Here is a 24154-nt window from a genome sequence, read left to right on the forward strand (position 1 = left end):
AAAGTGAAAATTTTAATTACCGGGGCAAATCGAGGCTTGGGAATTCATCTAGCTAAAACTGCTTTGAAAAGGGGACATACTGTGCTTGCCGGAGTTCGAACGGTTCAAGAAACTTCTCCTATTAATCTCTTGAAAGCAAAATATCCAGATCATTTACATACATATTACCTTGATGTTACTCAGGAAGAATCAATTATCAAAGCGGCTGAACTTGCTGCCAAGGATGTTGGAGCCATTGATGGGATTATTAATAATGCAGGAGTGTTAACAGAACGAGGGAAAAAAATCGAAGAATTAGATTTCGAGCATGTCCAATTTACGATGGACGTCAATGTATTAGGACCAATGAGAGTAGTGAAGCATTTTCTTCCGCTTATATATAAAGGCGAGGGTAAAGCTATTATTAATATTTCTTCCGAAGCAGGAAGTATCCAAAACGCCTATGGAGGAGATTTTCCGTACGGTATTTCCAAAGCGGCACTGAATATGTTTAGTGTTCAATTATCAAGATATGTAAATGAAAAGAATATTACGGTATATGCTATTCATCCTGGCTGGATCAAAACGGATATGGGTGGGGAAGATGCAACAGGCTATCCAGACGAGTCGGCAAATGGGATATTAGATATTTTAGAAGGGAAAATCGTCGGAACGAGTGAATTAGGTTTTATTGATTTTAAAGGACGGGAAATGAAAATCTAAATAATATATAGATAGTATCAGAAATGGGCGGCACGATGCAAAGCTATTTCTGATTTTTTTATGAATGGAAACTCTTTTAAACGAAATGATAAAAGAAAAATCCCCACTTTTTGTAGATTCCCATTATAATAAAAATATTATTTATAATATTCTGTTGATTTGTTTTGGAAGGAGAATCTGATGAACAAGGAAAGAATCGTAACAATGCAGCTTTTAAATCAAATACATATGGAAGAACTGCTTTCTCTAGCGACTATTGTCGGCTGGGATTATGATAAGCAAGAAATCCGCACCTTACTTGCTTCGGGGACGGTCTTTGGGCATGTTAATGATAAACGTACTGTGATATCCTGTGCTGCAATTATTCCATATGGAAGCAATTTGGCATCTATCGGTATGGTTATTGTTCATCCAGATTATAGAGGAATTGGTTTAGCCAAGGAGTTATTAGTTACATGTATGAATCAGGTTTCAAAAGATTCTGCCCTTATGTTAATTGCCACGCGAGAAGGAAGACCAGTCTATGAAAAATTGGGATTTAATGATTATAGTCATGTGACAAAACTACTTGGAGAAGGGCAGCAGTGCAGACAATCGCTAAATGGTTATACGATAAGCCCATATCAGTCAAAAGATTTTAAAGAAATGCTCGAACTGGACAAAGAGGCATTTGGCTGTGAGAGAGACCTGTTTCTAAAGAATAGATTTGAGCAGGCAAAAGAAGTAATAGTGATAAAGAAAAGTAATTTGATTGTCGGCTATGCTGCTGCGGTAAGAAAGCCTGCTAATCTCGTAATAGGTCCAGTTGTTGCTCAAAATGATGAACAGGCTATGCTTCTTATACAAACAATCATCTCTAACTATAGGGGGATGATAAGAATGGATGTAGTAGAAGGGAAAAAAGAGATAATAAAAGCACTCGTAGAATTAGATTTTCAAGAAAAGGATCGTCCTCCGGTAATGGTTAAAAATAGCGAAGCGTTTCCTGAGAGAAATGGCAGTCTTTATGCGATTGCAGCCCAGTCTTATGGATAAAGGATTTAGATTTGCCAAATAAGAAAGAGGTTTTTGGATGAGTATAAAGTTAGAAGAATTATTAAAGCTCCCTTCCCTGCGTGAGGCAAAAGTAGTTGCAGGGAAAGAGGGACTAACAAAGCTAGTTTCCTCTATTTCGGTTTTAGAATATACGGATGTAGCTTCTCTGAAGGAAGATTTGTTTAATAATGATGAGTTTTATGGAAGTGAAATTGTTATTTCTGCCTTGATCATGATTAAAGATGATATTGAGGCACAATGCAGAACAATTGAGCATTTGCATAAAGTAGGGGAAATTGGCTTAATCTTATATTATGTCGGTGTTTTTCTCCCGAAAATTGATGAGAAAGTTATCGAATTAGCAGATACACTCGGTTTTACATTAATTGTTATGCCTGAAAAGCAAATGTCTTTGCGTTATAGTGAAGTTATATATGAAGTCATTGAAGCGATTGTAAAGAATGAGATGGCTTCCCCTAGCTTTGTAAGTGAGATGGTTGAGCAAATATCTGGAGTACCACTTCCACAAAGAAATATGGACACTGTCTTAAAAATACTGGCTGACCGTACTCGTTCTTCTCTTGTATTAGCCAATAAAAATAACCAGGTCATCCATGCAGTCACATGGCCAAGAACAAGTACAATGAATATCTTTGAAACAGTTGAGCAATATAAAGAATTGTCTGTTGACCAAGTTTTGGTGAAAAGAAATGGCGACCATCCTTTATATATATCAAAAAAAGTAATTGCCCAAGAAGGAATCCCTTTTTTAAATTTATATATTTTGAAGGAAAAGGATCCTTTAGTTCTTGATACAGCTGTTCAACTAGCAGAAGTCGTGCAAGTATTTATTAATTTATGGGGAAAACACTACGATGAAATAAGTACCGCAGAGCTAATGAAGGCGATTATGAACGATGAAAGTGTAAAGATGCGACGTCTGGCCAATATATTAAATATTGATGTAACAGCTATACATATGATGTGGATTATGGAAACGAACAATATGGAGGAAGAGCAACTGCTGAAGAAAGTGAAAGAATACGTCAGACAGAATTATCATGTTTCATTGGTTGATTTTTATAACGGTTTTCTTATTATCCTAGTAGATGATTCTATTATTCAAGAAGATCCCTTTCAGTCAGCAAATCGATTGTTAGCTTTGTTGGATGAAAAGGAACAGAACTTTACGATAACTATTTGTCAAAATATGAACAATACAACAGAGGTTCAGCAAGCATATACGAACTGTAATGAGTATTTACGGATAGCGAAAATTATTTATCCGTATAAAAAAATATTTACCCTGCAAGAAATGAATTTTTCTTTAGAGTGTTTTCAGATTATTAATAGCGGAGAATTGGCAATTGAGAAAATATTGCAGCCTATTTCGCCTATAAGAGAACATGGCAACCAAGCAGAAGAGCTCTTAAGTACACTTACGGTATATTTATTAGAAGGTAGTAATCGTTTTCAGGAAACAGCTGATATTCTTTACTTACATAAAAATACGATAAAATATCGAATTCAAAGGATAACCGAAATTCTCAAATATCCTGTTACGAAATCACCAGAAGTTTTTCAGTTATACAAAGCTGTCGCTGTTTATCGAATGTTAGCACAAATAAAAGAGCAATAGAAAAAAGAGCATTTTTGTTCAATTAAACAAAGAATGCTCTTTTTATTTTTCGGTTCAGCTAAATACATATAGTTTCGTTATCGATATAATAAGTTTTAATTACATAAAGGAGGCGTGAAAATGAGTGATAACAGAGACGGAAATCAGGAGGCACAATCATGGCAGAGTCTAGCTTTTCTATGGACGGGCTCGATGATTTGTATACCTAGTTTATTAATAGGCGGTACACTAGTTAGTGGTATGCCTTTATGGGAAGCTGTCCTTGTCGGGTTAATAGGGTATGGAATTATTGTTGTTTTAATGATCTTTCAAGGAATACAAAGCAGTGATATACACAAGCCGACCGTTAGTGTCGCTTCGCAAGTTTTTGGAGAACAAGGCTCAAAGAAAATAATTTCGATTATATTAGCTGTTGCATGTCTGGGCTGGTTCGGAATACAAGCAAATGTGTGTGGGGCAGCATTTTCCCAATTTTTAAGCGTATATGGGATTAACCTGCCAGTACCGCTTTCTTCCCTCATATGGGGCATCATTATGCTGTTATCAGCCATTTATGGGATTAAAATACTGAATATTCTAAATTATGTTGCAGTTCCCATTTTGCTTGCAGTCTGTGTCTATGCAGTTGCGGTTTCTTTAATGGGTGACGGTGTTGCACAAATAAAAAATTATATGCCGGCTGGATCCATGTCCTTTTTATCTGGACTTTCTATTACGATTGGTTCATTTGCGTTAGGTGCAGTTATTGCAGGGGATTATTCTCAATATGCGAAATCACGTAAAGATGTTGGCAAAGCTGCATTTATTGGGATATTGCCTTCTGGAGTCTTAATGATCACTGTTGGGGCTATATTGACCCTTACTGCTGGAACTGCTGATATTACAAGTGTATTTACAGAACTAGGACTACCTGTTTTGGGAATTATTGCTCTTATCTTAGCAACCTGGACTACGAATGCAGTAAATGCCTTTTCTGGTGGAATTGCCATTATCAATGTATTTAATATTTCAAAAGAAAAAGAACGGATAGCAGTTGCGATTGCAGGTGGTGTAGGCACACTTCTTGCTGTGGTTGGAATTTTAGATTATTTTGTTCCGATTATGTCCGTGCTTTCTGCCATGATTCCTCCTGTCGCAGGGGTAATGATTGCTTCTTATTGGGTTATTCAAAAAGGGGACAAATCAAAATGGGCTAGTAAAGAAGGAATAAATTTCTTAGGAGTAATCTCTTGGCTTGTTGGGGCAGCGATTGCAGGCATTCCTGTTATCTTCTCTTTTTTTCCAAGCTTACCACAGCTGCCAAATCAGCCATTGATTGGAATGGTTATTTCCTTTGTATGTTATCTAGTAGCCAGAAATATTATCGTTCAAAAACAAGTATCTATTAATCAATAATCACAACTGGAGGGAATCACATGCGATATTTAGATGAAGAAGCGATTGAAAATATAGCAGTTGGAGCAGCATTTCTAGGTACAGGGGGTGGAGGGGATCCTTACATAGGAAAAATGATGGCTCTTTCAGCGATAAAAGAAAATGGTCCCGTTCAACTCTTGTCACCCGAAGAAGTAGAAAATGATGATTTTTTTATCCCAGCGGCAATGATGGGGGCTCCATCTGTGTTGATAGAGAAATTTCCAAAAGGTGATGAATTCGTACGTGTATTTAAAAAACTAGGTCAATATTTAAATAAAGAAATAAAGGGAACATTTCCCATGGAAGCAGGGGGAGTCAATTCCATGATTCCTATTGTAGTTGCTGCCCAGTTAGGATTGCCGCTCATTGATTGTGATGGAATGGGACGGGCATTTCCAGAACTACAAATGGTAACCTTCCATCTAAATGGCGTTTCTTCTACACCGATGGCTATAACAGATGAAAAAGGAAATATTGGTATTATGGAGACAATTGATAATAAATGGACAGAACGGATTGCTAGAGTAGCTACCGTTGAAATGGGTGCAAGTTCATTAGTTAGTATATATCCATGTACAGGGGAGCAGTTGAAAAAATATAGTGTGAAAAATATTATTACCTTATCTGAAAAAATTGGACAAATTATCCGCTCCAATACAAAGGATGAATTAACCAAACTACACGAACTCTTAGATACTACTAGTGGATATCATTTGTTTGATGGGAAAATTATAGATGTTGAAAGAAACACAATGGGAGGGTTTAATAGGGGCTGTGTAACATTAGATGGATTGGAGCAATTTACCGGAGAAGAAGTACAAGTATTTTTCCAAAATGAAAATTTAGTAGCCCAAAAAAATGGTAAACCATTAGCTATGACTCCTGACCTCATTTGTTTAGTAGATTTAGAAACATTAAATCCAGTTACGACAGAAGCGCTGAAATATGGAAAAAGAGTGAGGCTGCTGGCATTGCCTTCTGATCCCCAGTGGAGAACAGAGAAAGGGATTGAAACAGTAGGACCAAAGTATTTTGGTTACGATATTTCCTATACACCATTAGAGGATCTTGTGAGAAAGGAAGTGTGATAGATGTATAAAGTAGGAATTGATGTTGGGGGAACAAATACAGATGCTATTATACTTGATGAAGGTTTAAATTTAATCCATCAAGTAAAAATGCCTACAAGTGAAGATATCGAGTCAGGGATTGTCTCTTCCTTAAAAAGAGTATTAAAAGAAGCAGGGATTGATAGAAAAAAAGTAACCCATGCGATGTTAGGAACTACTCAGTGTACAAATGCTATTGTGGAAAGAAAAAAACTGGCTAAAGTAGGTGTGATTCGACTGGGATATCCAGCAACGGCCTCTGTCCTTCCTTATACTGCTTGGCCAAAGGAAATGGTCTCTGCCTTAACGGGAGAGTATCGTTTAGCCGGAGGCGGGTATGAGTATGATGGACAAGTACTGTCTAGCTTTTCAGAGGAAGAAATACGCTCCATTTTAAAGGAATGGAAAGGAAAAGTAGAAGCGATAGCAGTTGTTGGTGTTTTTTCTTCCTTGAAAAACGATCAAGAACTTCGAGTAGCCGATTTAGTGGCAGAAGTGATGGGAGAAAAAACCCCAGTATCTTGTTCTTCCTTAATTGGTTCTGTTGGATTAATTGAAAGGGAAAATGCAACGATATTAAATAGTGCTTTATTTAAGGTTATTGCAGCAACAAGCAATGGCTTTGAAAATGCATTAAGAGAAGAAGGAATAACAGATGCGCAAGTATTTCTCTGCCAAAATGATGGAACATTGATGTCGATAGAGTATGCTCGAAAATTCCCCATTTTAACGATTGCATGTGGACCAACTAATAGTATTCGTGGGGCATCTTACTTAGCTGGGATTAAAGATGCGATGGTATTAGATGTAGGTGGAACGACATCGGATATTGGTGTCTTAACAGCCGGATTTCCGCGTGAGTCTGCGCTTGCAGTAGATGTGGGCGGAGTCCGAACAAATTTCCGTATGCCGGATATTGTATCCATTGGATTAGGCGGGGGAAGTATTGTCCGAAACGTGAATAATGAAGTAACGATTGGACCAGACAGCGTAGGTTACCGAATTACTGAAGAAGCGCTTGTCTTCGGGGGGGAAACACTCACAACAACGGACATTGCAGTACGCTTAGGAGTTGCAGAGATAGGAAATCCAGAATTAGTGAAACATATTGATGAAGAATTCGCTCAACAAGCATACGCGAAAATAGCAGCAATGACGGAAGAAGCAATTGATAAAATGAAAACAAGTAATAATGATGCCACGGTTGTTTTAGTAGGAGGCGGCAGCATCATTATCCCAAGACAGTTAAAAGGGGTAAAAGAGATCATTCATAATGAGAATGGTGCGGTTGCCAATGCAATAGGCGCATCCATTTCGCAAATCAGCGGACAATATGAGCAAATATATATCTATTCACAAACTCCTCGTGATGAGGCGCGAAAAGATGCGGAAGAAAGAGCGAAACAGCAAGCAATATTAGCAGGTGCAAAAGTGGAAACAATTGAACTTGTAGAAATAGAAGAAATTCCGTTAGCATATCATCCAGGAAATGCGACAAGACTAAGAGTAAAGGTAGTAGGAGAACTAACGTAAAGCTAGCTGATTAAAACAATTGGACACTCAGAATAAAGAAAGAGAAAATGATTGCCTCATTTTCTCTTTCTATTTATATGTGCCATGATATCAGATTTTAAATAGATTCTTTCTTTATTGCCAACATTAAGCGGTTCTAGAATCCCCTTTTTTACACAGTCATGGATATATTGCCGTGTACACCCTAATAACTCGGTAACCTGAGAGGTAGAAACTAATTCTTCTTCTAAAAACTTTCTAAACTCCATATCATTTTTAAATTGAATCATAAAAATCGTCCCAATCTTTATAGTATATTATCGAGTAATTATTCAATACCCAAAATTTTAACTAACTAATCATTTCGATTAAATGAAGATATAGTAATAATCATAAAAAATGGTCTGATTTTTTTAGAGATTCATTTTCTATTTATCCTAACGAATAAAAGCATATATTTTCCAAAAAGAAATAGATATAATGAGAAGGAGAATTTTTAAATTAAGTATGGTAAAAAGTGGAGGGGAATATGTTCAAAAATAAGTTGGGCAAGGTAAGATCTGGATGGATTATTTTGTTGGCCTTATTGGCTACTACGATAGCACAATTGCTGCTATCAGCGCCAGGTATGATTATTGCTATCATAATTGAATCACAAATTCACCCTAATCTTTCTGATGAGATGATTGATCAAGTATTAGACGGTTCACCGCTCTCGCTTTTGGCACAGGGGTTAGGATTAATTGGCGGTATTGCAGTATTATGTCTTTTATGGAAGTTTGTTAATAAGAAGAGAATTTCAGAAATGGGATTTAAAAGGCTTTCTCCAGATTTTATTATTGGGTTAGGACTTGGCGCATTGTCTATCGTCATTATCTTTTTTATTCTATTATTCACCCAAAATATAGAGATGGCTAATTCACTTGGTTCACCGGATTTTTCAACCTATACCATTTTGTATCTACTGTTTTTTATTTTAGTCGGTTTTTCTGAAGAATTGACCTTCAGAGGTTATATTATGTCTACACTTACCGATAATGGAAATTCAAAATTGGTAGTATATATCGTTTCATCATTAATTTTTGGGATAGCTCATTTATTAAATCCAAATGTAGCGGCTCTTGGAATTATCAATATTTTTCTTGTAGGACTTTTATTTGCTTATATGTATGATAAGACGAAAAGCCTATGGATGCCAATTGGTTATCATATAACGTGGAATTATTTCCAAGGAAATGTGTTTGGTTTTCCAGTTAGTGGTACCACTCCCTACGGGCTATACGGAATAGATGTTTCTGTGGGAAATGATTGGCTAACAGGTGGTTCTTTTGGGTTAGAAGGTGGTTTTCTAGCAACAATTATGATCATTATTGGGTTTATTGTTACCAAACTATTTACTATGAAAAGATAATTTTAATACACTTTGTCTAGATTTTAATCAATATTGTCATAGAATAATAGAGGAATATGCGTTATAATAAATCGAGCTGCATAATAGCATAATAAAATCCGTTTCGACGGTGGAGGTTCTAGCTACCCTCTTTAAAAAACTAAGAAAAAACAGTACTACTTTCTTAGTAGTGCTGTTTTTTCTATATGAAGGAGATTTGCGAAATGAAAAACGAAAAAGCGGTTGTTGTATTTAGTGGGGGTCAAGATAGCACTACTTGTTTATTTTGGGCTATAAAAAATTTCAAAGAAGTAGTAGCTGTAACGTTTGACTATAATCAAAGACATATTACAGAGATTGAATGTGCACAGAAAATCACCGAAGAGCTTGGCATTAAACACCATATTCTTGATATGTCTCTGCTAAATCAGCTGGCGCCAAATGCCTTAACAAGAGACGATATTGCAGTCGAAGATGGCAAGGAAGGAGAGCTGCCTTCCACATTTGTTCCAGGACGAAATTTATTGTTTATGTCGTTTGCTGGTGTATTAGCAAGTCAAATACAAGCAAAACATATTGTAACAGGTGTGTGTGAGACAGATTTTAGCGGCTATCCAGACTGTCGCGATATCTTTGTTAAATCATTGAATGTAACGTTAAATCTTTCCATGGATAACCAATTTGTCATTCATACTCCACTTATGTGGTTAAATAAGGAAGAAACATGGGGCCTTGCGGATGAGTTAGGTGCCTTTGACTTTGTTCGTGAAAAAACATTAACATGCTACAACGGAATTGTGGCAGATGGCTGTGGAGAATGTCCTGCTTGTAAGCTGCGTAAAAAGGGATTAAATGATTATCTCGCTGTTCGAAAGGGGTTATTAGAGAATGCATGACTTTCGAATTGTAGATAGACTGCAAAAATTTGGGGAAGATATTTCCTCTAAACAATTAAAATATCATTGCAAACGTGTTATGGTTAGTAAAGAGTTTACCTTTGATGCAGCACATCACCTGCATGCTTATGAAGGAAAATGTATGAATCTTCATGGACATACATACAAGGTAGTTTTCGGAATTAGTGGATATTTAGATAACCGAGGATTAATGATAGACTTTGGTGACATTAAAAAAATATGGAAAACCGAGATTGAAATTTACTTAGATCATCGCTACTTGAATGAAACTCTTCCACCAATGAATACAACAGCAGAGAATATAGTATATTGGATCTTTGAAAAAATGGAAGAGGCTTTGAATAAAGATGAGGTAAAGCAAGCAGATAATGGGGCGAGAGTAGAATTTGTTCGTCTCTATGAAACTCCTACTAGTTATGCAGAAATGAGAAGGGAGTGGATGGAGAGTGAGTAAAGTACCTGTCATGGAGATTTTTGGACCAACGATACAAGGAGAAGGAATGGTCATTGGCCAAAAAACGATGTTTGTCAGAACAGCTGGCTGTGATTATTCCTGCGCTTGGTGTGATTCTGCCTTTACTTGGGATGGCAGCGGAAAAGAGCTGATTAAGCAAATGCAAGCAGAGGAAATATGGGAGGAACTAGTTCGACTAGGTGGAGACGGATTTTCTTTTGTCACCCTTTCAGGAGGAAATCCGGCCCTCTTGAAAAATCTTTCCTTTCTGGTAAATTTATTAAAGGAAAAGGAAATAAAGATTGGGCTTGAGACACAAGGGAGCAAATGGCAAGATTGGTTTATAGATATTGATGAACTTACTATTTCTCCTAAGCCGCCAAGTTCTAAAATGAATACGGATTTTGACATGTTGGATTCGATTGTGCAAAGATTAAGAGATGCTAATCGAAGTACTCATATTAGCTTAAAAGTTGTTGTATTTTCTGATGAAGATTACAACTATGCCAAAAAAGTGCATTTGCGTTATCCTGATATTCCTTTTTTCTTACAAGTTGGGAATGAAGATAATAAAACGACTGATGATACTAAATTAGTCGAACATTTATTGGCGAAGTATGAGTGGTTGATTGATAAAACCATGCTTGATCATCAATTCAAAAATGTGAAGGTACTTCCACAGCTACATACGTATATTTGGGGAAATAAGCGTGGAGTGTAGATAGTCGGGAAGGATTTTAGGAGGATTTTAGAATGAGTAAAATTAATACTCCTCAAATAGAGGAGGCTATTCGCTTACTATTAGAAGCAGTTGGAGAAGATCCAAATAGAGAAGGATTATTGGATACTCCAAAACGGGTAGCGAAAATGTATGAAGAGGTTTTTTCTGGTCTTACCATCGATCCAAAAGAGTATTTTGAAACGATTTTTCATGAAGACCATGAAGAATTGGTATTAGTAAAGGATATTCCTTTTTACTCCATGTGCGAGCATCACTTAGTCCCTTTTTACGGGAAAGCGCATGTTGCCTATATCCCGAAAGGCGGAAGAGTGGCTGGGTTAAGTAAGCTTGCTCGAGCAATAGAAGCTGTTTCAAAACGTCCTCAGCTTCAGGAACGAATAACGTCCACTGTGGCAGATACTATGATGGAAACACTTGAGCCCCATGGAGTAATGGTCGTGTTAGAGGCAGAGCATATGTGTATGACCATGCGTGGAGTGAAAAAGCCTGGTGCTAAAACAGTTACATCAGCTGTACGAGGTGTTTTTCAGACTGACAGTGATAAACGCGCAGAAGTATTTGCGTTGATTAAATAAGATAAAGCTAGTATTTATTAAAAATCCTGTGAGAGCAGGATTTTTTTATTGGAATTTATTTAAATTAACTTACATTTTTTATAAGAAAAGGGGAACTTTTTGGTTGATAAACTGGTCTTAAAGTATAAAGGGAGGTGGTTAATATTACGAAAAATGAATGAGAAGGAAATATATGAATACTTTTTTGAAAAGGTATACAAAGCAACTTTTTACATCCTGAAAAATGAGGAACTAGCGAAAGATGCAACACATGATACCTTTATAAAAGTATTTAAAAATTTAGGGAAAATAAATGATCATTCAAAGTTAAGTGCTTGGATAACTACTATTGCTACAAGAACTGCTATTGATATATATAATAAAAACAATAGACAATCAACACGTATGTTTGAAGAAGAAAACTATATTTCAACTACGAATGAATTTAATGATGAGAGAGATGAAATAGAATATTATTTAGCTGATTTACGACCAAAATACAAACAAATATTAATATTAAAATATTTGGATGGTTTATCAGAAAAAGAAATTGCTAATCTACTTTCCCTTAAATTAGGAACAGTTAAATCAAGGATATACCGAGCGAAACAGAAAATATATCGACAGTATCACTCTGGAGGTGAAAGTAAGCTTGAAGAATAATCAAGAAAATGAAAGATTAAAGGAGCAGATAAAGAAGGAATATAACTCCATTAATATACCTAAAGGATTAAAAGAAGAATTATGGACACAGATTTCTGTAACAAGAAAGAAAAGACGAATTTTTTCGAAACTTTTTCCGGTTATAGCTGTAGCTGCGTTTATCATTATATTAATTCCGCTTGGCTTAAGTTTAATATCTTCAGATTCAGCACAAAATCCAAGTGACAGTATTTCAATGAAAGAAGCAGCAGATATAAAAACAATTGAAGCTGTTATAACAAATAACTTTACAGGACCTGATGAGAATTTGTTAAAAATAATGAATGATACGAGTTCGGAGGAAGAAGAGGGAGAAATAAAGGGCTTAAGCGAATATGAAGAGGATTTATTTAAAGAGTATTTTGCAAGTGATAGAGCGTATGTTGAATACGTTTCAAGATATGGGTCCGTAATATGGAATGAACCTGCGAAAAATCATTACACTTTAAGAGTATTGGATATTAATTATGAAAAGACCAGTTCTGATGAGATTATATACAATTTTACGGCAAAAATAGAATATAAGAAAAAAGGCAGTAGTACAGCAAATGTTGGAACAATTACTGGGCAAGCTAATTTAAATGAAGAACATAAAATAGAAGTGATGATGATTGAATATTTTGATCTTATTAATGAATTAGAGTTGAAATAAATAAAAAAGCAAAGCACCTTAGAAGGAGCTTTGCCTTTTTATTATGCCATATTCTCACTAGTATCTATTTCATTCGACTGATACTGTTTTGTATCTAATTCACCAAGTGTTTTACTTGTTACAACACCTGACACCATTGATCCACTTACGTTTAGAGCAGTGCGCCCCATATCAATTAATGGTTCAACAGAAATTAATACCCCAGCCAATGCTACTGGTAAGTTTAAAGTAGAGAGAACGATCAATGTTGCGAATGTTGCTCCTCCACCTACTCCAGCAACTCCAAATGAACTGATCATAACGACAATAATTAATGTCGCAATGAAAGATGGGGATAAAGGATTAATTCCTTGTGTTGGTGCAATCATGACTGCAAGCATTGCAGGATAGATACCAGCACAACCATTTTGGCCAATTGAAACCCCGAAGGATGCAGAGAAGTTAGCAATGGATTCAGGTACACCTAATTTATTCTTCTGTGCTTCAATATTTAATGGCATTGTTCCTGCACTTGTACGTGATGTGAATGCAAAGGTAAGAACAGGCCAAACTTTTTTTAAATATTGTTTTGGGCTGAGTCCCATAATCGCAAGAATAATTAAATGAATAATAAACATTGCAATTAAGGCAACATAGGACGCAATAACAAATTTTCCTAGCTTCACAATTGCATCAAGGTTACTTCCTGCAACTGTTTTTGCCATAAGCGCAAGTATACCATATGGAGTTAATCGCAGTACTAATGTTACAATTCGCATCACTATTGTATGTAATGATTCAACAATTTTTTGGAAGAAAGCTGCTTGCTCTGGATTTTTTCTTCTAATCCCTAGGAATGCAACTCCAACGAATGCCGCAAAAATTACTACCGCAATAGTAGAAGTTGGTCTAGCACCAGTTAAATCTTGAAATGGATTAGCTGGTAAAAAGCTAAGAATTTTCTGTGGTACAGTTGTGCTTTGGACTTCCCCTAAAGATTCTTCTAGTTGCTGTCCGCGAAGTACTTCAGCATCTCCAGCATTTACATCAATTGCTTTTAAGTCAAAACCTGCAGCAGAGGCGATTCCGATTCCTGCAGCTATAGCTGTTGTTAGTAATAATGTTCCGATTACGAGACCACTAATTTTCCCAAGGTTAGCTGATTTTTCTAACTTTGTGAAGGCAGCCACAATAGAAATAAAGACTAGTGGCATAACAATCATTTGTAGTAGTTTTACATATCCGTTTCCAACTAAACCGAACCAATCATTCGTAACCGTGATTACTTCTGAAGTCGGCTCAAAAAATAATTGTAAAATTGCTCCAAATAATACACCCAGTCCTAAAGCGGTAAACACGCGTTTAGAGAAGGATATATGTTTCTTTTGCATATAGAATAGAACACTAAGCAAAATAAGTAATATAATAATGTTTAAAATAGCAAAAAGGTTCAATGCTATGTCCTCCTTTTATTGTAATTCCTATAGGTTAAATAGGGATTGCGTAAATTCTTTAAAAGACTAACACTATTTTCCTCATTTGTAAATATGATTTTTGAAAAAATAAAAATGTTTTTTATGAAGCAAAATGATACTGTTCTGTTAAAATAATAGAAAATAGTTTTTCGGGGGGATAGGATGTTTGCACTAGATTATCAATCTCCAATTGGAGTAATAGAGATAATTGGAACAGAAAAGGCGATCTATTCTATCTTATTTTCAGAGAAAGAGTCACCAGAGAACCAGATAGATGATCAGACACCTCAGGTTTTAATTACATGCTATAAGCAGCTAGATGCTTACTTCAGTGGGAAAAGTCATAATTTTTCTTTTCCAATTGAAATGGGTGGAACTCCATTTCAAAGACAGGTATGGAATGCTTTAACTCATATTCCCTATGCGGCAACGGGATCATATAAGGATATTGCAAGCAGCATCGGTAACAAAAAAGCAGTTCGTGCAGTGGGAAGTGCGAATGGAAGAAATAAACTATGCATTGTCATTCCATGTCATCGAATTATAGGAGCGAATGGAACGCTGACTGGTTATGCCGGTGGTTTATGGCGGAAGGAATGGCTGCTTAGACATGAGCAGAAATGGAAAACTAACACCATATAATAAATCAAGACAAAATCCATAAACGGGGGACTTTTCCTTTAGCTAATGTTTATTTTGTAGGTTAATGAAAAGTATCCGATTCTTATTGAATCGGATACTTTTCTGCTTCTCATTTAGAACTAATAAAGCTCTATTGAAGTACCAGCTCCACCTACGCTGTGTACAGTGATAACCACTAATGTTATCCAACCTAATTTACATTATAAATGAAAACGATTTCAAAATCAAATATTGTGAAGTAATGAACTCTTTTTCAGAATATTATTTCTTTTTAGCGAGATGTTTTTTGTTCGCTAAAATATATATGTTAATGGAAGAGAATAATTTTCTGCTTTCTGTAAAACTTATAAAAAAAGGAGTGATTTGGATGAACGAACAAAAGGGAGCGAATATGTCTGATTTTGGCCAAATAAATGATAATATGATGGAAGCTGATTCAGATAAGACAAGTGTATCGATTAAGACAAATGTAGATCCTAAAAATGTGCTTGAAGATAATCCTTATTTTGATAAAACAAAAACGTATAGTAAGGAAGAGTTGGAAAAGTTCAAGAAATTTTTTAGGGGATAAATAGAAAAAATTCACCTGTAAATTCATATCGGTAGGACATACTCCTTGGCAGCTGATGAAAAAACTTGTTAATACATAATATAACAGCTGTAAGGGAGTATTTTTATTCTTAGTCTATCAGAATTATGGAGAGCTTCTTTACTTGCATTTTTATATAGAAAATGATTAAATGTATATACTTGTTTTTTATACTGTATGGTATAAAAAACTTTTATAAAGTGTGATTTAGTTTTTTCCTTATATCTTTGGTCCATAAAAATAATCGTTTATATATATTGTTTGTAAAATAGAAGGGAGGAACGAGCAAATGGGGATTGTAGTTGTAGAAATTTGTGATGGAAGTTTGATCACTTCAATAAATTTAGAAGAAATACTAGAATCTAAATATCCAGAAGTAGCTGTGATTGAAAGCAGCTGTCTTTCCTTTTGTGGAATGTGTGCAAAACGTCCTTATGCAATTGTAAACGGAAAAAGAATTTTTGCAAAAACTACTGAGGAATGTCTTGAATTAATAATGAAACAAATTGAAGCAGAATTAGCTGTATTTGCTTAATAGAAGAAATACTAGAAAAGGGAAGTCTTAAGAATTAATTTCTTGATGACTTCCCTTTTCCTATTAGTTTAAGTTTTTTCTAAGAAAAAGCCTTACAATACTACGAACGAGGAATCATGCTGGGAAACAAACTTTACGACAAACTTACAGTGATTGTCTCCTTCTGTTCGGCAGTATGTTCTCGTAACATCCTTTGCATGGAGAACTTTTTTGAGCATTTCTGTCTCACATCTACAGGCTATTTTAAACTCCTTCGCTACCTCGAGGATAGGACAATTATATTCCGTTATTTCAAAAGTATGGTCGTCCACTTTTGTTAAATCGGCCATATATCCTTTTTCATTTTGGATAGTAATCATTTCTTGCATTTTTTCAGCAGGATCTTTGTCATCCATACGTGAAATATACTCTTTTGTTAGACGTTCTTCCCGTTTATTGAATAATTGCTGAACTGAATCTTTTCCATAAAGTTCTTTAATGTCGTGTAATAAATCGATGCTGATTCCTTCATAACTTTTTGGGAAAAAATGTTCTGCTTTTTCCGCCAATGTAAAGCTTTGAATAGGTCGGCCCATTGGCTGTTTGATAAATTCGGATTGGATTAAATTATCTTTTTCTAATATTGTTAAGTGCTTTCGCACAGCCATATGTGTTATTTTTAGACGATCGGTAAAATCGTTTACCGTTAAGGAGCCCTCTTTCTTAAGAAGATGCAGAATTTTATCTTTTGTCGTTTTTTGTGTTGGGACCATTTTAAACCTCCATTCTATTTCATTGGAGAAAAAAATCTAAATAATTTTAAGGTATAGAAATTAATTATACCAGAAAGTATAAAATGTTGAAAGTAGTTACTTGTACAAGAGTCAGTGCATAAGATTAGCTTAGTTAATAAAAAAAACATCCACCAATTTAGAATAAAGTAATTGCTTTTTTATTATGGATGGTTTATTGTTTAAATATATTTTTTAAACCAAAAAGTATAAAAAACAAAAAATGGAGGAAATACCAATGACTACATATTCATTACCAGCTTTATCATACGAATTTAATGCTTTAGAACCACATATTGACCAGAAAACGATGGAAATTCATTATGGAAAACATCATCAGACATACGTTAATAATTTAAATGCTTCTCTTGAAGGTCAGGATGCATTACAAGCAAAATCCTTAGAAGAGTTATTAAGCAATCTGAATGAGGTACCAGAACAAATCAGAACTGCTGTAAGAAACAATGGTGGCGGGCATTTAAACCACTCCTTATTCTGGGAAGTAATTGCACCAGCTTCAGGTGTGAATACACCTTCTGGTGAATTAGCAGAAGCAATTAATAAAGCTTTTGGAAGCTTCGATGAATTTAAGCAGCAATTTACTGCTGCTGCTACTACTCGATTTGGGTCTGGCTGGGCTTGGCTGGTTGTGGACGAAGTAGGCAGCTTAAAAGTAACAAGCACACCAAACCAAGATAATCCAATTATGAATGGCGAACGCGCTATTTTAGGATTGGATGTATGGGAGCATGCTTACTATTTAAATTACCAAAACAGAAGACCTGAATACATTTCCAATTTCTTCTCTATTATTAATTGGAGTGTAGTTGCGGATAAATTTGCGAATAATAATTAATATGATAGACAAAGATTAAGTGGTTCATGCTTATCTTTAAGCTTGGAGGATACTATGAAGCTTGTAGGGATTTCTGGATCATTAGTTGGTTCCAAAACAGCTAAAGCAGTAAATGAAGTATTAGTTGCTGCCAAGGCACTTGACCCAACGATTCAAGTAGAATTAGTTGATTTAAGAGAGTATGAGATCGAATTTGTTAATGGAGCGCCATTAAGTTATTATAATGATGATACCATTAAAGTGGTCAATACTATTTTGAGTGCAGATGCTCTTGTGATTGGAACACCAGTATATCAAGCCTCTATTTCAGGGGTATTAAAAAATCTCTTTGATCATCTACCAGTCGATGCATTTAAAACGAAAGTAGCGGGAATGGTTATCACAGGTGGTACGGATAAACATTTTCTTGTAATGGAACATCAATTAAAGCCGATTCTTACCTATTTTAAAGCATTGATTACCGTGCAAAATGTGTTTGTGCATAATGACTATTTTGATGAGGAGAATGAAATTATCGACAAAGAGGTCAAAGAGCGAATGATTAAACTGGCTGAGGAAATTATTTATTTACAACGTTAGTTATCCATTTAGAAATGTCCTAAAAAGGCAGATTCTGCGAAGTAGCAGGTCTGTCTTTTTTACTTATTAAAGAGCACACTGTTTCTCAAAAATCCAATTTGCAAGAAAAAATCACTTCTTCAAATTTTTAAATATACTTGTTAATAATTATGTAATGAAAAGTGTAAGGTTAATGCAAATGTTAACTTTGTTAAGGTGGTTAACTATGTGATGAATTAGATTAATAAATATGTTAACTTAATGTCTGAAAAATATATCTAAGTTTATATAAAAGTTATTGACAACGCTTACAGATAATTGTATAAATAACTTATAAGATATATTTTTAAAGGGTGTTTTATAAAAATGTTGTTCTCTATTTTGGGGGAATTCCACACAACGAGAGGCTATCTGTAATAACAACAAACTTTGTAAAAATCGCCTTTTGCTATTAAGTTGTATCATAGTGTCATATAAAAAGGGAGATGAGGAGGAATGCAAAAACAAATAAACTGTTGATACGTTGGTGAAAATGAAAGTAATTCTAAATTAAATGCTACATAAAGAGAACAAAGTAAGTCTACGCTTAAAGTGATAGAAATGCAGATTAGTATTATCCTTTTTGTTTTATAAAAGAAATTAAAAATAGGGGAGAATATAAAATGAAAAAAGTAAAAATATTACTTTCAAGTTTTGTGATTTTCAGTATGTTGCTTTTAGGTGCATGTTCAAGTAGCAGTAACGGTAATGCGGATGGGAAGAAAGAAATCACGTTTATGTTTAGAGGAGGGCCAGATGAGAAAACGGCTTATACAGCAGCGATTAAAAAGTTTGAAGATTCGCATGAGGGCGTGAAGGTAAAAATCATTAATACAGATGCAGATCAATATGCTACTAAATTATCTGCTGCTGTTTCCGGTGGGAATGTACCCGATGTTTTTTATCTTGATTCTGGAAGTATCGCAAATTATGTTGATAATGGCATCATTAAAGATATTACAGAAGAAGTTGAGAATGCAGATTTTGATTTAGATAGTATTTGGAAATTTGGTGTAGACATCTATCGCTATGATGGGAAAACTCCTGGTAAGGGTGCCCTTTATGGATTACCAAAAGATATCGGTCCATTTGCGCTAGGTTATAATAAAGACATGTTTGAAGAAGCCGGAATTCCGTTGCCAGATAAAGACAAAGCCTATACTTGGGAGGAATTCTTAAAAATTAGTCAAGAATTAACAAAAGATACAAATGGTGATGGTGAAGTTGATCAATGGGCAAGCGGTTTTAATGCCACGTGGACTCTGCAATCATTTGCTTATAGTAATGGTGCATCCTTTTTAAATGATGCTGGAGATACTGTAACAGTTGACACACCAGAGTTTGCAAGTTCTTTGCAGTTCCTTGCCGATTTAACTAATAAATATAATACAACACCGAATGCTTCACAAGCTGAAACATTGGACACATACCAAAGATGGATGAATGGCGAATTAGCATTCTTCCCAGTTGGTCCATGGGATATGAGTACATATGCCAAACTAGATTTTGAATACGATCTCATGCCGTGGCCATCTGGTACAACAGGTAAATCTGTTGCATATGTTGGTTCCCTGGGATTAGTAGTTTCAGAGACTACAAAATATCCCGATTTAGCGACTGAATTGGCCATTTACTTGTCTGCTGATGAAAATGCCCAACAAACATTATTAGATGCTAAAGTGCAAATTCCGAATTTAATTGATATGGCTGAAGAATGGGCTAGCGATACAGAAACGGTTCCAAATAATAAGAAAGAATTTTTAGATATTGTTCGAGATTATGGTGTTCCATACCCAACTTTCGCTACCTATAACTCCCAATGGTTAGATGAATTCTGGTCGAATATTACTCCCGTAATGCAAGGGAAACAGACTGCAGCCGATTTTGTAAAAGAAATACAGCCTAAAATGCAAAAGCTTTTAGATGAGGCCAATGAACAAGCAAAAATGTCTAAATAAACTAAAATATTAGGATGTCTTTTTACTAAGAGGAGAACTCACCAATTTTAAGTAAAACTTGTTGTGAGGTTCTCTTCTTTTAAGACACCCTTTAATTGCTAAAGAGGTGAGCATATGTCCAGTGTTATAGCTACAAACAGTGAAAAGAATAAAAATCCGAAAATAAAACCTAAAAGTAAGACTAGTAACTTGTATAAGCAAGAGCATAGAGTTGCACTGATGTTTGTGGCAGCTCCAATTATTGGATTTCTATTATTTTCTGTTTATCCATTTGCTTATTCTGTGTATGCATCATTTACGGATTGGAATGGATTGAATAGAATGAACTTTGTCGGCTTAGATAACTTTATTAAACTATTTCAAGATGAATATTTCTATCAAACTCTCTATAATACAGTTTTTTATATGATAGGAATTCCTATTGGATTAGGATTGGCATTGCTGCTCGCAATGGCTTTGAGCAGGGGGCTGAAAGGGACTACTGTTTTTAGAACAATCTACTACATCCCTGTTATCTCTTCTCTTGCAGCAATCTCTATAATGTGGGCATGGGCTTATAATGGAGATTTTGGATTGATTAATCAATTTTTGGATTTATTTGGAATTAAGGGTCCAAACTGGTTAGAAAATACTGCAACTGTTAAACCAGCAATTATCCTTATGGCAGTATGGAAAGGGTTAGGTTATTCGATGCTGCTTTATTTAGCGGCAATTCAAAGTGTTTCGAAAACCTATTATGAAGCAGCTGATCTAGATGGTGCAAATTCTTTCCAAAAATTTAAAAGTATCACATGGCCAATGGTTAAACCGGTAACGTTTTTCTTAGTTATTACAAATATAATTGGCGGATTCCAAATATTTACTGAAATTAACATTATGACCCCGACTGGCGGACCATCTTATAGTGCCGCGTCTATTGTTTGGTATGTATGGCAAAAAGCATTCAAATATTATCAAATGGGATATGGTTCAGCGATGTCACTAATTTTATTTATCTTTATCTTTATCGTAACTGTTATTCAATTCTATTTTAATAGAAAATCAGATTATAGTTTGGATTAAGGGGGTGTATAGCATGAAAAAGCAAAGGAAAATAACAGATATATTTATTTATTTCATTCTCACCATTGGTTCTCTGTTTATGATTGGACCATTATTATGGATGATTACTACTTCATTAAAAGACAAGACTGGTGTATTTGCCTTACCGCCACAATGGATACCAGATCCCTTCCAGTTTGATGCATACATTAAATTATTTCAGCTTGATACTTTGGGATACGGACTTAAAAATACTATAATTGTCTCTTTAACCGTAACTATTATTGGTACCATAACATCTAGTATGGCTGCTTTTGCTTTTGCGAAACTAAGAATGCCTTTTAAAAATACATTATTTTTAATTTTATTAGCTTCTATTATGATTCCTTATCCAATCATTATGATTCCCCAATTCGTAATGTTTTCTAAAATGGGTTGGGTAGATACACTATTACCATTAATTGTGCCAGGTTTATTTGGAAATATTACGATGATTTTCTTCCTTCGTCAATATCTAACCAATGTGCCTTATTCGTTAATTGAAGCAGCAAAGGTGGATGGAGCGGGTTACCTTCAAATTTTCTTTAAATTGATTTTTCCTGTTATTCGTCCGGCGGTAGCGGCACAATTTATTCTTTGGTTCATGGGTGTGTGGAATGACTATTTAGCACCATTAATCTATCTAAATAGTCCAGAGAAACAAACATTACAAGTAGTAATTGCAAACTTAAAAGCAACTTATGCTATTCAAACGGATTATCCATTGATTATGGCAGGTTCTGTTGTCTCTTTACTTCCAGTATTAATCGTATTCTTGATATTTCAAAAACAGATTATTGAATCAGTTGCCTTATCAGGTGTGAAAGGGTAAACAGGAGGACCAAGCTATGAAAATGAAAGAAGAAACAAAACAGTGCTTAGAATTAATAGAATCATACGGATGGGGAACCTTGGGAACCCATGACCCTACGATTATCAAAGAAGATGATTTCTACTATATGTTTTCAACCGATACACATATCGATAATGCGCCAACTGAGGGGGCGCAAATTAGAAAATCAAAGGATTTAATCCACTGGGATTATGTTGGAACTGCGTTAAAGGCTGTTCCTAAAGAGGCTAAAGAGTGGTCCAAGGCATTAGGCTTATGGGCCCCGGAAGTTATTAACTATAAAGGTCGCTATTATATGTATTATTCCGCTTCCACTTTTGGGAGTACGGTTTCTTGTATTGGATTAGCTACTGCTGACCATTTAGAAGGACCGTGGTGTGATCAAGGGATTGTACTTAAAACAAATCCAGAAATTGCGACACATAATGCGATAGATGCAAATGTAGTAATAGATAAATATGGTGAGTACTGGCTTTGTTATGGATCCTTCTTTGGAGGCATTTACCTTGTCAGACTTAATATGGAAACAGGGATGCCGGTTGCTGATGATGGTTATGGAACATTGCTTGCAATAAGACCAAAAGAAGTAGAAGGTGCGATAGAAGGCGCTTTTATTATCTACAATTCGACATTTGATTATTATTATTTGTTTACTTCTTATGATAGTTTGCATGATAGTTACAATATTCGTGTAGCGAGGTCGAAAGAAATTACTGGTCCTTACGTGGATGTGAACGGTAAAAATATGATAGACACAGAGGATGAACCACATACTATTGGTGTTAAGTTAGTGGGAAGCTATCAGTTTGAACATGATATTGCTTGGATTGGACCAGGTCACAATTCCATTTTTAGCGAAAAGAATAAACAATTTATGGTTCACCATGTTCGTTTAGAGGAATTTTCTCCCTATCATTATGGATTTATACGGGAATTATTTTGGCTAATGAGCGGCTGGCCGGTTGTATCGCCAGAATACTACTATCATACTGAAACACGCAATTATTCTGTTCTGGATCTATTGGGTGATTGGGAATATATTTCTTTTGATGAAGACAGAAGAGTTAAGCATAGTAAAAGGTTTTCTTTAAAAGAGGATAGTCTAACTAAGATTGATTCATTAGGTGATAATCAGTTTACCTTTGTGGATAGAAATTTTGAGTTTGTTATTTTTCCTGTTAAGGATTGGAAAAACAATATAGAGACAATAGCCTTCTCTGGTTTAACAAAATCAGGAGATACTATATTTGGAAAGAGGGTGTAATCTATGGTGTGGTCAAACAAAGTGATGATCGTTCTTGATAGGCTGTTAAGTGTCATCATTCTTAATCTGCTTTGGATTATGGGGAGTATAATTGGGCTTGGAATTTTCGGGATTTTTCCAGCTACCTATGCCCTTAATGTCCTAATTAGAAAAGAGGAGTTTTTCAATGATTTTCCGTCATTTAGAAAGCTTGCGAAGGAATACTTTTCTGCATATAAGCAGAACTTTCTAAAAATGAATGGTGTTGGAATCATTTATTTCCTTGTATTATATGTGCTTTGGATCGATTTACAGCTGGTACGAGGAATGACAGTTGGGGCTGCTATTTTCTATTATCCAGTTCTATGTTTCATTATTTATGTTTTGGCTACTATTCTTTATACATTTCCAATAGCCATATATACGCATGGTACGTTTAAGGAGAAAGCAAAATTAGTATTGAGTTTACCATTATTACTGCCTTTACATACAGTATTTAGTTTACTCTTCTTGTTAGTACTTTTAGCAGTAGCTTATAAGTATAGTATTGTAATACCACTATTTTTAATTAGTACCTATTTTTTATGTGTGGATAAGTTCATATCAGGAGAATTAGTCAAAAAAAGAATTATAAGAGGTTTTGAATAGATACATAGAACGCTAAAGGAATTGTTATTAGATGGAAATCAGACCAATGGCAGATTGAAAGTGATTGCATCTGCAGTTCTTAAATTTCTTAATCAGATAAGTCTT

26 protein-coding genes and 1 riboswitch are annotated in these 24154 nt (G+C 35.1%); of the genes, 23 read left to right on the forward strand and 3 right to left on the reverse strand.

From position 1 onward, the window contains the following. The first annotated feature begins 3 nt into the window (after nt 1-3). The 6 genes from NSQ92_RS05175 to NSQ92_RS05200 all read left to right on the forward strand — a co-directional run bounded on the left by NSQ92_RS05175 (nt 4) and on the right by NSQ92_RS05200 (nt 7434). Nucleotides 4-702, forward strand: a complete 699-nt coding sequence (locus NSQ92_RS05175; RefSeq protein WP_095320345.1) for an SDR family oxidoreductase — start codon at nt 4-6, stop codon at nt 700-702. A 180-nt stretch (nt 703-882) separates the two neighbouring features. Next, a complete protein-coding gene (locus tag NSQ92_RS05180; RefSeq protein WP_095320346.1) occupies nt 883-1737 on the forward strand; it encodes a GNAT family N-acetyltransferase in 855 nt (284 codons plus the stop codon). 37 nt (nt 1738-1774) lie between these two features. Further along, nucleotides 1775-3376: a PucR family transcriptional regulator gene (locus NSQ92_RS05185; protein WP_341152446.1), complete on the forward strand. Its 1602-nt coding sequence runs from the start codon at nt 1775-1777 to the stop codon at nt 3374-3376. A 120-nt stretch (nt 3377-3496) separates the two neighbouring features. Then, the gene (locus NSQ92_RS05190) at nt 3497-4771 is read left to right on the forward strand and encodes a cytosine permease (RefSeq protein WP_047941537.1); all 1275 of its coding nucleotides are present in this window, start codon (nt 3497-3499) and stop codon (nt 4769-4771) included. A gap of 20 nt (nt 4772-4791) precedes the next feature. Then, complete coding sequence (locus tag NSQ92_RS05195; RefSeq protein WP_341152447.1) at nt 4792-5880, forward strand: DUF917 domain-containing protein; 1089 nt, start codon at nt 4792-4794, stop codon at nt 5878-5880. A gap of 3 nt (nt 5881-5883) precedes the next feature. Continuing rightward, nucleotides 5884-7434, forward strand: coding sequence for a hydantoinase/oxoprolinase family protein (locus NSQ92_RS05200; RefSeq protein WP_341152448.1), 1551 nt, complete (start codon nt 5884-5886; stop codon nt 7432-7434). A gap of 56 nt (nt 7435-7490) precedes the next feature. Here the strand turns inward: NSQ92_RS05200 and NSQ92_RS05205 are convergent, their stop codons facing one another. Then, nucleotides 7491-7703 (reverse strand): helix-turn-helix transcriptional regulator, encoded by a 213-nt coding sequence (locus tag NSQ92_RS05205; RefSeq protein WP_047941540.1) that lies wholly within the window; start codon nt 7701-7703, stop codon nt 7491-7493. Between the two features lie 239 nt (nt 7704-7942). On the opposite strand from NSQ92_RS05205, the gene NSQ92_RS05210 reads away from it, so the two are divergent. The 7 genes from NSQ92_RS05210 (at nt 7943) to NSQ92_RS05240 (ending at nt 12824) form a co-directional block, all read left to right on the forward strand. Beyond that, on the forward strand, nt 7943-8824 hold the full coding sequence (locus NSQ92_RS05210) for a CPBP family intramembrane glutamic endopeptidase (protein WP_047941542.1): 882 nt from the start codon (nt 7943-7945) through the stop codon (nt 8822-8824). 106 nt (nt 8825-8930) lie between these two features. Next, a riboswitch (PreQ1 riboswitch) is annotated at nt 8931-8973 on the forward strand. Nucleotides 8974-9009: 36 nt separating this feature from the next. Then, on the forward strand, nt 9010-9699 hold the full coding sequence (gene queC / locus NSQ92_RS05215) for a 7-cyano-7-deazaguanine synthase QueC (RefSeq protein ID WP_141231645.1): 690 nt from the start codon (nt 9010-9012) through the stop codon (nt 9697-9699). Beyond that, nucleotides 9692-10174, forward strand: coding sequence for a 6-carboxytetrahydropterin synthase QueD (gene queD, locus NSQ92_RS05220; protein WP_047941544.1), 483 nt, complete (start codon nt 9692-9694; stop codon nt 10172-10174). The genes queC and queD overlap by 8 nt, the downstream gene beginning before the upstream one ends. Then, a complete protein-coding gene (queE, locus tag NSQ92_RS05225) occupies nt 10167-10895 on the forward strand; it encodes a 7-carboxy-7-deazaguanine synthase QueE (protein WP_047941546.1) in 729 nt (242 codons plus the stop codon). Before queD ends, queE begins: the two co-directional genes overlap by 8 nt. Before the next feature lie 32 nt (nt 10896-10927). After that, nucleotides 10928-11491, forward strand: a complete 564-nt coding sequence (folE, locus tag NSQ92_RS05230) for a GTP cyclohydrolase I FolE (protein WP_341152449.1) — start codon at nt 10928-10930, stop codon at nt 11489-11491. A 153-nt stretch (nt 11492-11644) separates the two neighbouring features. After that, nucleotides 11645-12133 (forward strand): RNA polymerase sigma factor, encoded by a 489-nt coding sequence (locus NSQ92_RS05235; RefSeq protein WP_235850579.1) that lies wholly within the window; start codon nt 11645-11647, stop codon nt 12131-12133. Beyond that, complete coding sequence (locus tag NSQ92_RS05240; protein ID WP_341152450.1) at nt 12123-12824, forward strand: hypothetical protein; 702 nt, start codon at nt 12123-12125, stop codon at nt 12822-12824. The genes NSQ92_RS05235 and NSQ92_RS05240 overlap by 11 nt, the downstream gene beginning before the upstream one ends. 41 nt (nt 12825-12865) lie before the next feature. On the opposite strand, the gene NSQ92_RS05245 is transcribed toward NSQ92_RS05240, so the two are convergent. After that, entirely contained in the window at nt 12866-14257 is a 1392-nt protein-coding gene (locus NSQ92_RS05245; protein ID WP_047941551.1) for an L-cystine transporter, read from the reverse strand. Nucleotides 14258-14440: 183 nt separating this feature from the next. Here NSQ92_RS05245 and NSQ92_RS05250 point away from each other — a divergent pair, with 183 nt between their 5' ends. The 3 genes from NSQ92_RS05250 (at nt 14441) to NSQ92_RS05260 (ending at nt 16044) form a co-directional block, all read left to right on the forward strand. Beyond that, nucleotides 14441-14920: a methylated-DNA--[protein]-cysteine S-methyltransferase gene (locus NSQ92_RS05250; protein WP_095320349.1), complete on the forward strand. Its 480-nt coding sequence runs from the start codon at nt 14441-14443 to the stop codon at nt 14918-14920. A 367-nt stretch (nt 14921-15287) separates the two neighbouring features. Beyond that, the gene (locus tag NSQ92_RS05255) at nt 15288-15491 is read left to right on the forward strand and encodes a hypothetical protein (protein ID WP_095320350.1); all 204 of its coding nucleotides are present in this window, start codon (nt 15288-15290) and stop codon (nt 15489-15491) included. Nucleotides 15492-15798: 307 nt separating this feature from the next. Continuing rightward, the gene (locus NSQ92_RS05260; protein WP_047941554.1) at nt 15799-16044 is read left to right on the forward strand and encodes a DUF1450 domain-containing protein; all 246 of its coding nucleotides are present in this window, start codon (nt 15799-15801) and stop codon (nt 16042-16044) included. A 92-nt stretch (nt 16045-16136) separates the two neighbouring features. Here NSQ92_RS05260 and NSQ92_RS05265 read toward each other — a convergent pair whose 3' ends face one another. Beyond that, nucleotides 16137-16796, reverse strand: coding sequence for a helix-turn-helix transcriptional regulator (locus NSQ92_RS05265; RefSeq protein ID WP_047941555.1), 660 nt, complete (start codon nt 16794-16796; stop codon nt 16137-16139). A gap of 256 nt (nt 16797-17052) precedes the next feature. On the opposite strand from NSQ92_RS05265, the gene NSQ92_RS05270 reads away from it, so the two are divergent. The 7 genes from NSQ92_RS05270 to NSQ92_RS05300 all read left to right on the forward strand — a co-directional run bounded on the left by NSQ92_RS05270 (nt 17053) and on the right by NSQ92_RS05300 (nt 24049). Next, complete coding sequence (locus NSQ92_RS05270; RefSeq protein ID WP_095320351.1) at nt 17053-17670, forward strand: superoxide dismutase; 618 nt, start codon at nt 17053-17055, stop codon at nt 17668-17670. A 54-nt stretch (nt 17671-17724) separates the two neighbouring features. Continuing rightward, nucleotides 17725-18249, forward strand: a complete 525-nt coding sequence (locus NSQ92_RS05275; RefSeq protein ID WP_047941557.1) for an NADPH-dependent FMN reductase — start codon at nt 17725-17727, stop codon at nt 18247-18249. A 641-nt stretch (nt 18250-18890) separates the two neighbouring features. Next, nucleotides 18891-20225, forward strand: a complete 1335-nt coding sequence (locus NSQ92_RS05280) for an ABC transporter substrate-binding protein (protein WP_095257741.1) — start codon at nt 18891-18893, stop codon at nt 20223-20225. Between the two features lie 219 nt (nt 20226-20444). Then, the gene (locus NSQ92_RS05285) at nt 20445-21287 is read left to right on the forward strand and encodes a carbohydrate ABC transporter permease (protein ID WP_047941630.1); all 843 of its coding nucleotides are present in this window, start codon (nt 20445-20447) and stop codon (nt 21285-21287) included. Between the two features lie 13 nt (nt 21288-21300). After that, a complete protein-coding gene (locus NSQ92_RS05290) occupies nt 21301-22137 on the forward strand; it encodes a carbohydrate ABC transporter permease (protein ID WP_047941559.1) in 837 nt (278 codons plus the stop codon). A gap of 16 nt (nt 22138-22153) precedes the next feature. After that, complete coding sequence (locus NSQ92_RS05295; protein ID WP_341152451.1) at nt 22154-23422, forward strand: arabinan endo-1,5-alpha-L-arabinosidase; 1269 nt, start codon at nt 22154-22156, stop codon at nt 23420-23422. Between the two features lie 3 nt (nt 23423-23425). After that, nucleotides 23426-24049 carry a YesL family protein gene (locus NSQ92_RS05300; protein ID WP_047941560.1) on the forward strand — a complete coding sequence of 208 codons (624 nt, stop codon included), beginning with the start codon at nt 23426-23428 and terminating at the stop codon, nt 24047-24049. The last annotated feature ends 105 nt before the right edge of the window (nt 24050-24154 follow it).

The sequence above is a fragment of the Niallia sp. FSL M8-0099 genome, assembly GCF_038006945.1.
In the GTDB taxonomy this organism is placed as follows: Bacteria; Bacillota; Bacilli; order Bacillales; family Cytobacillaceae; genus Niallia; species Niallia circulans.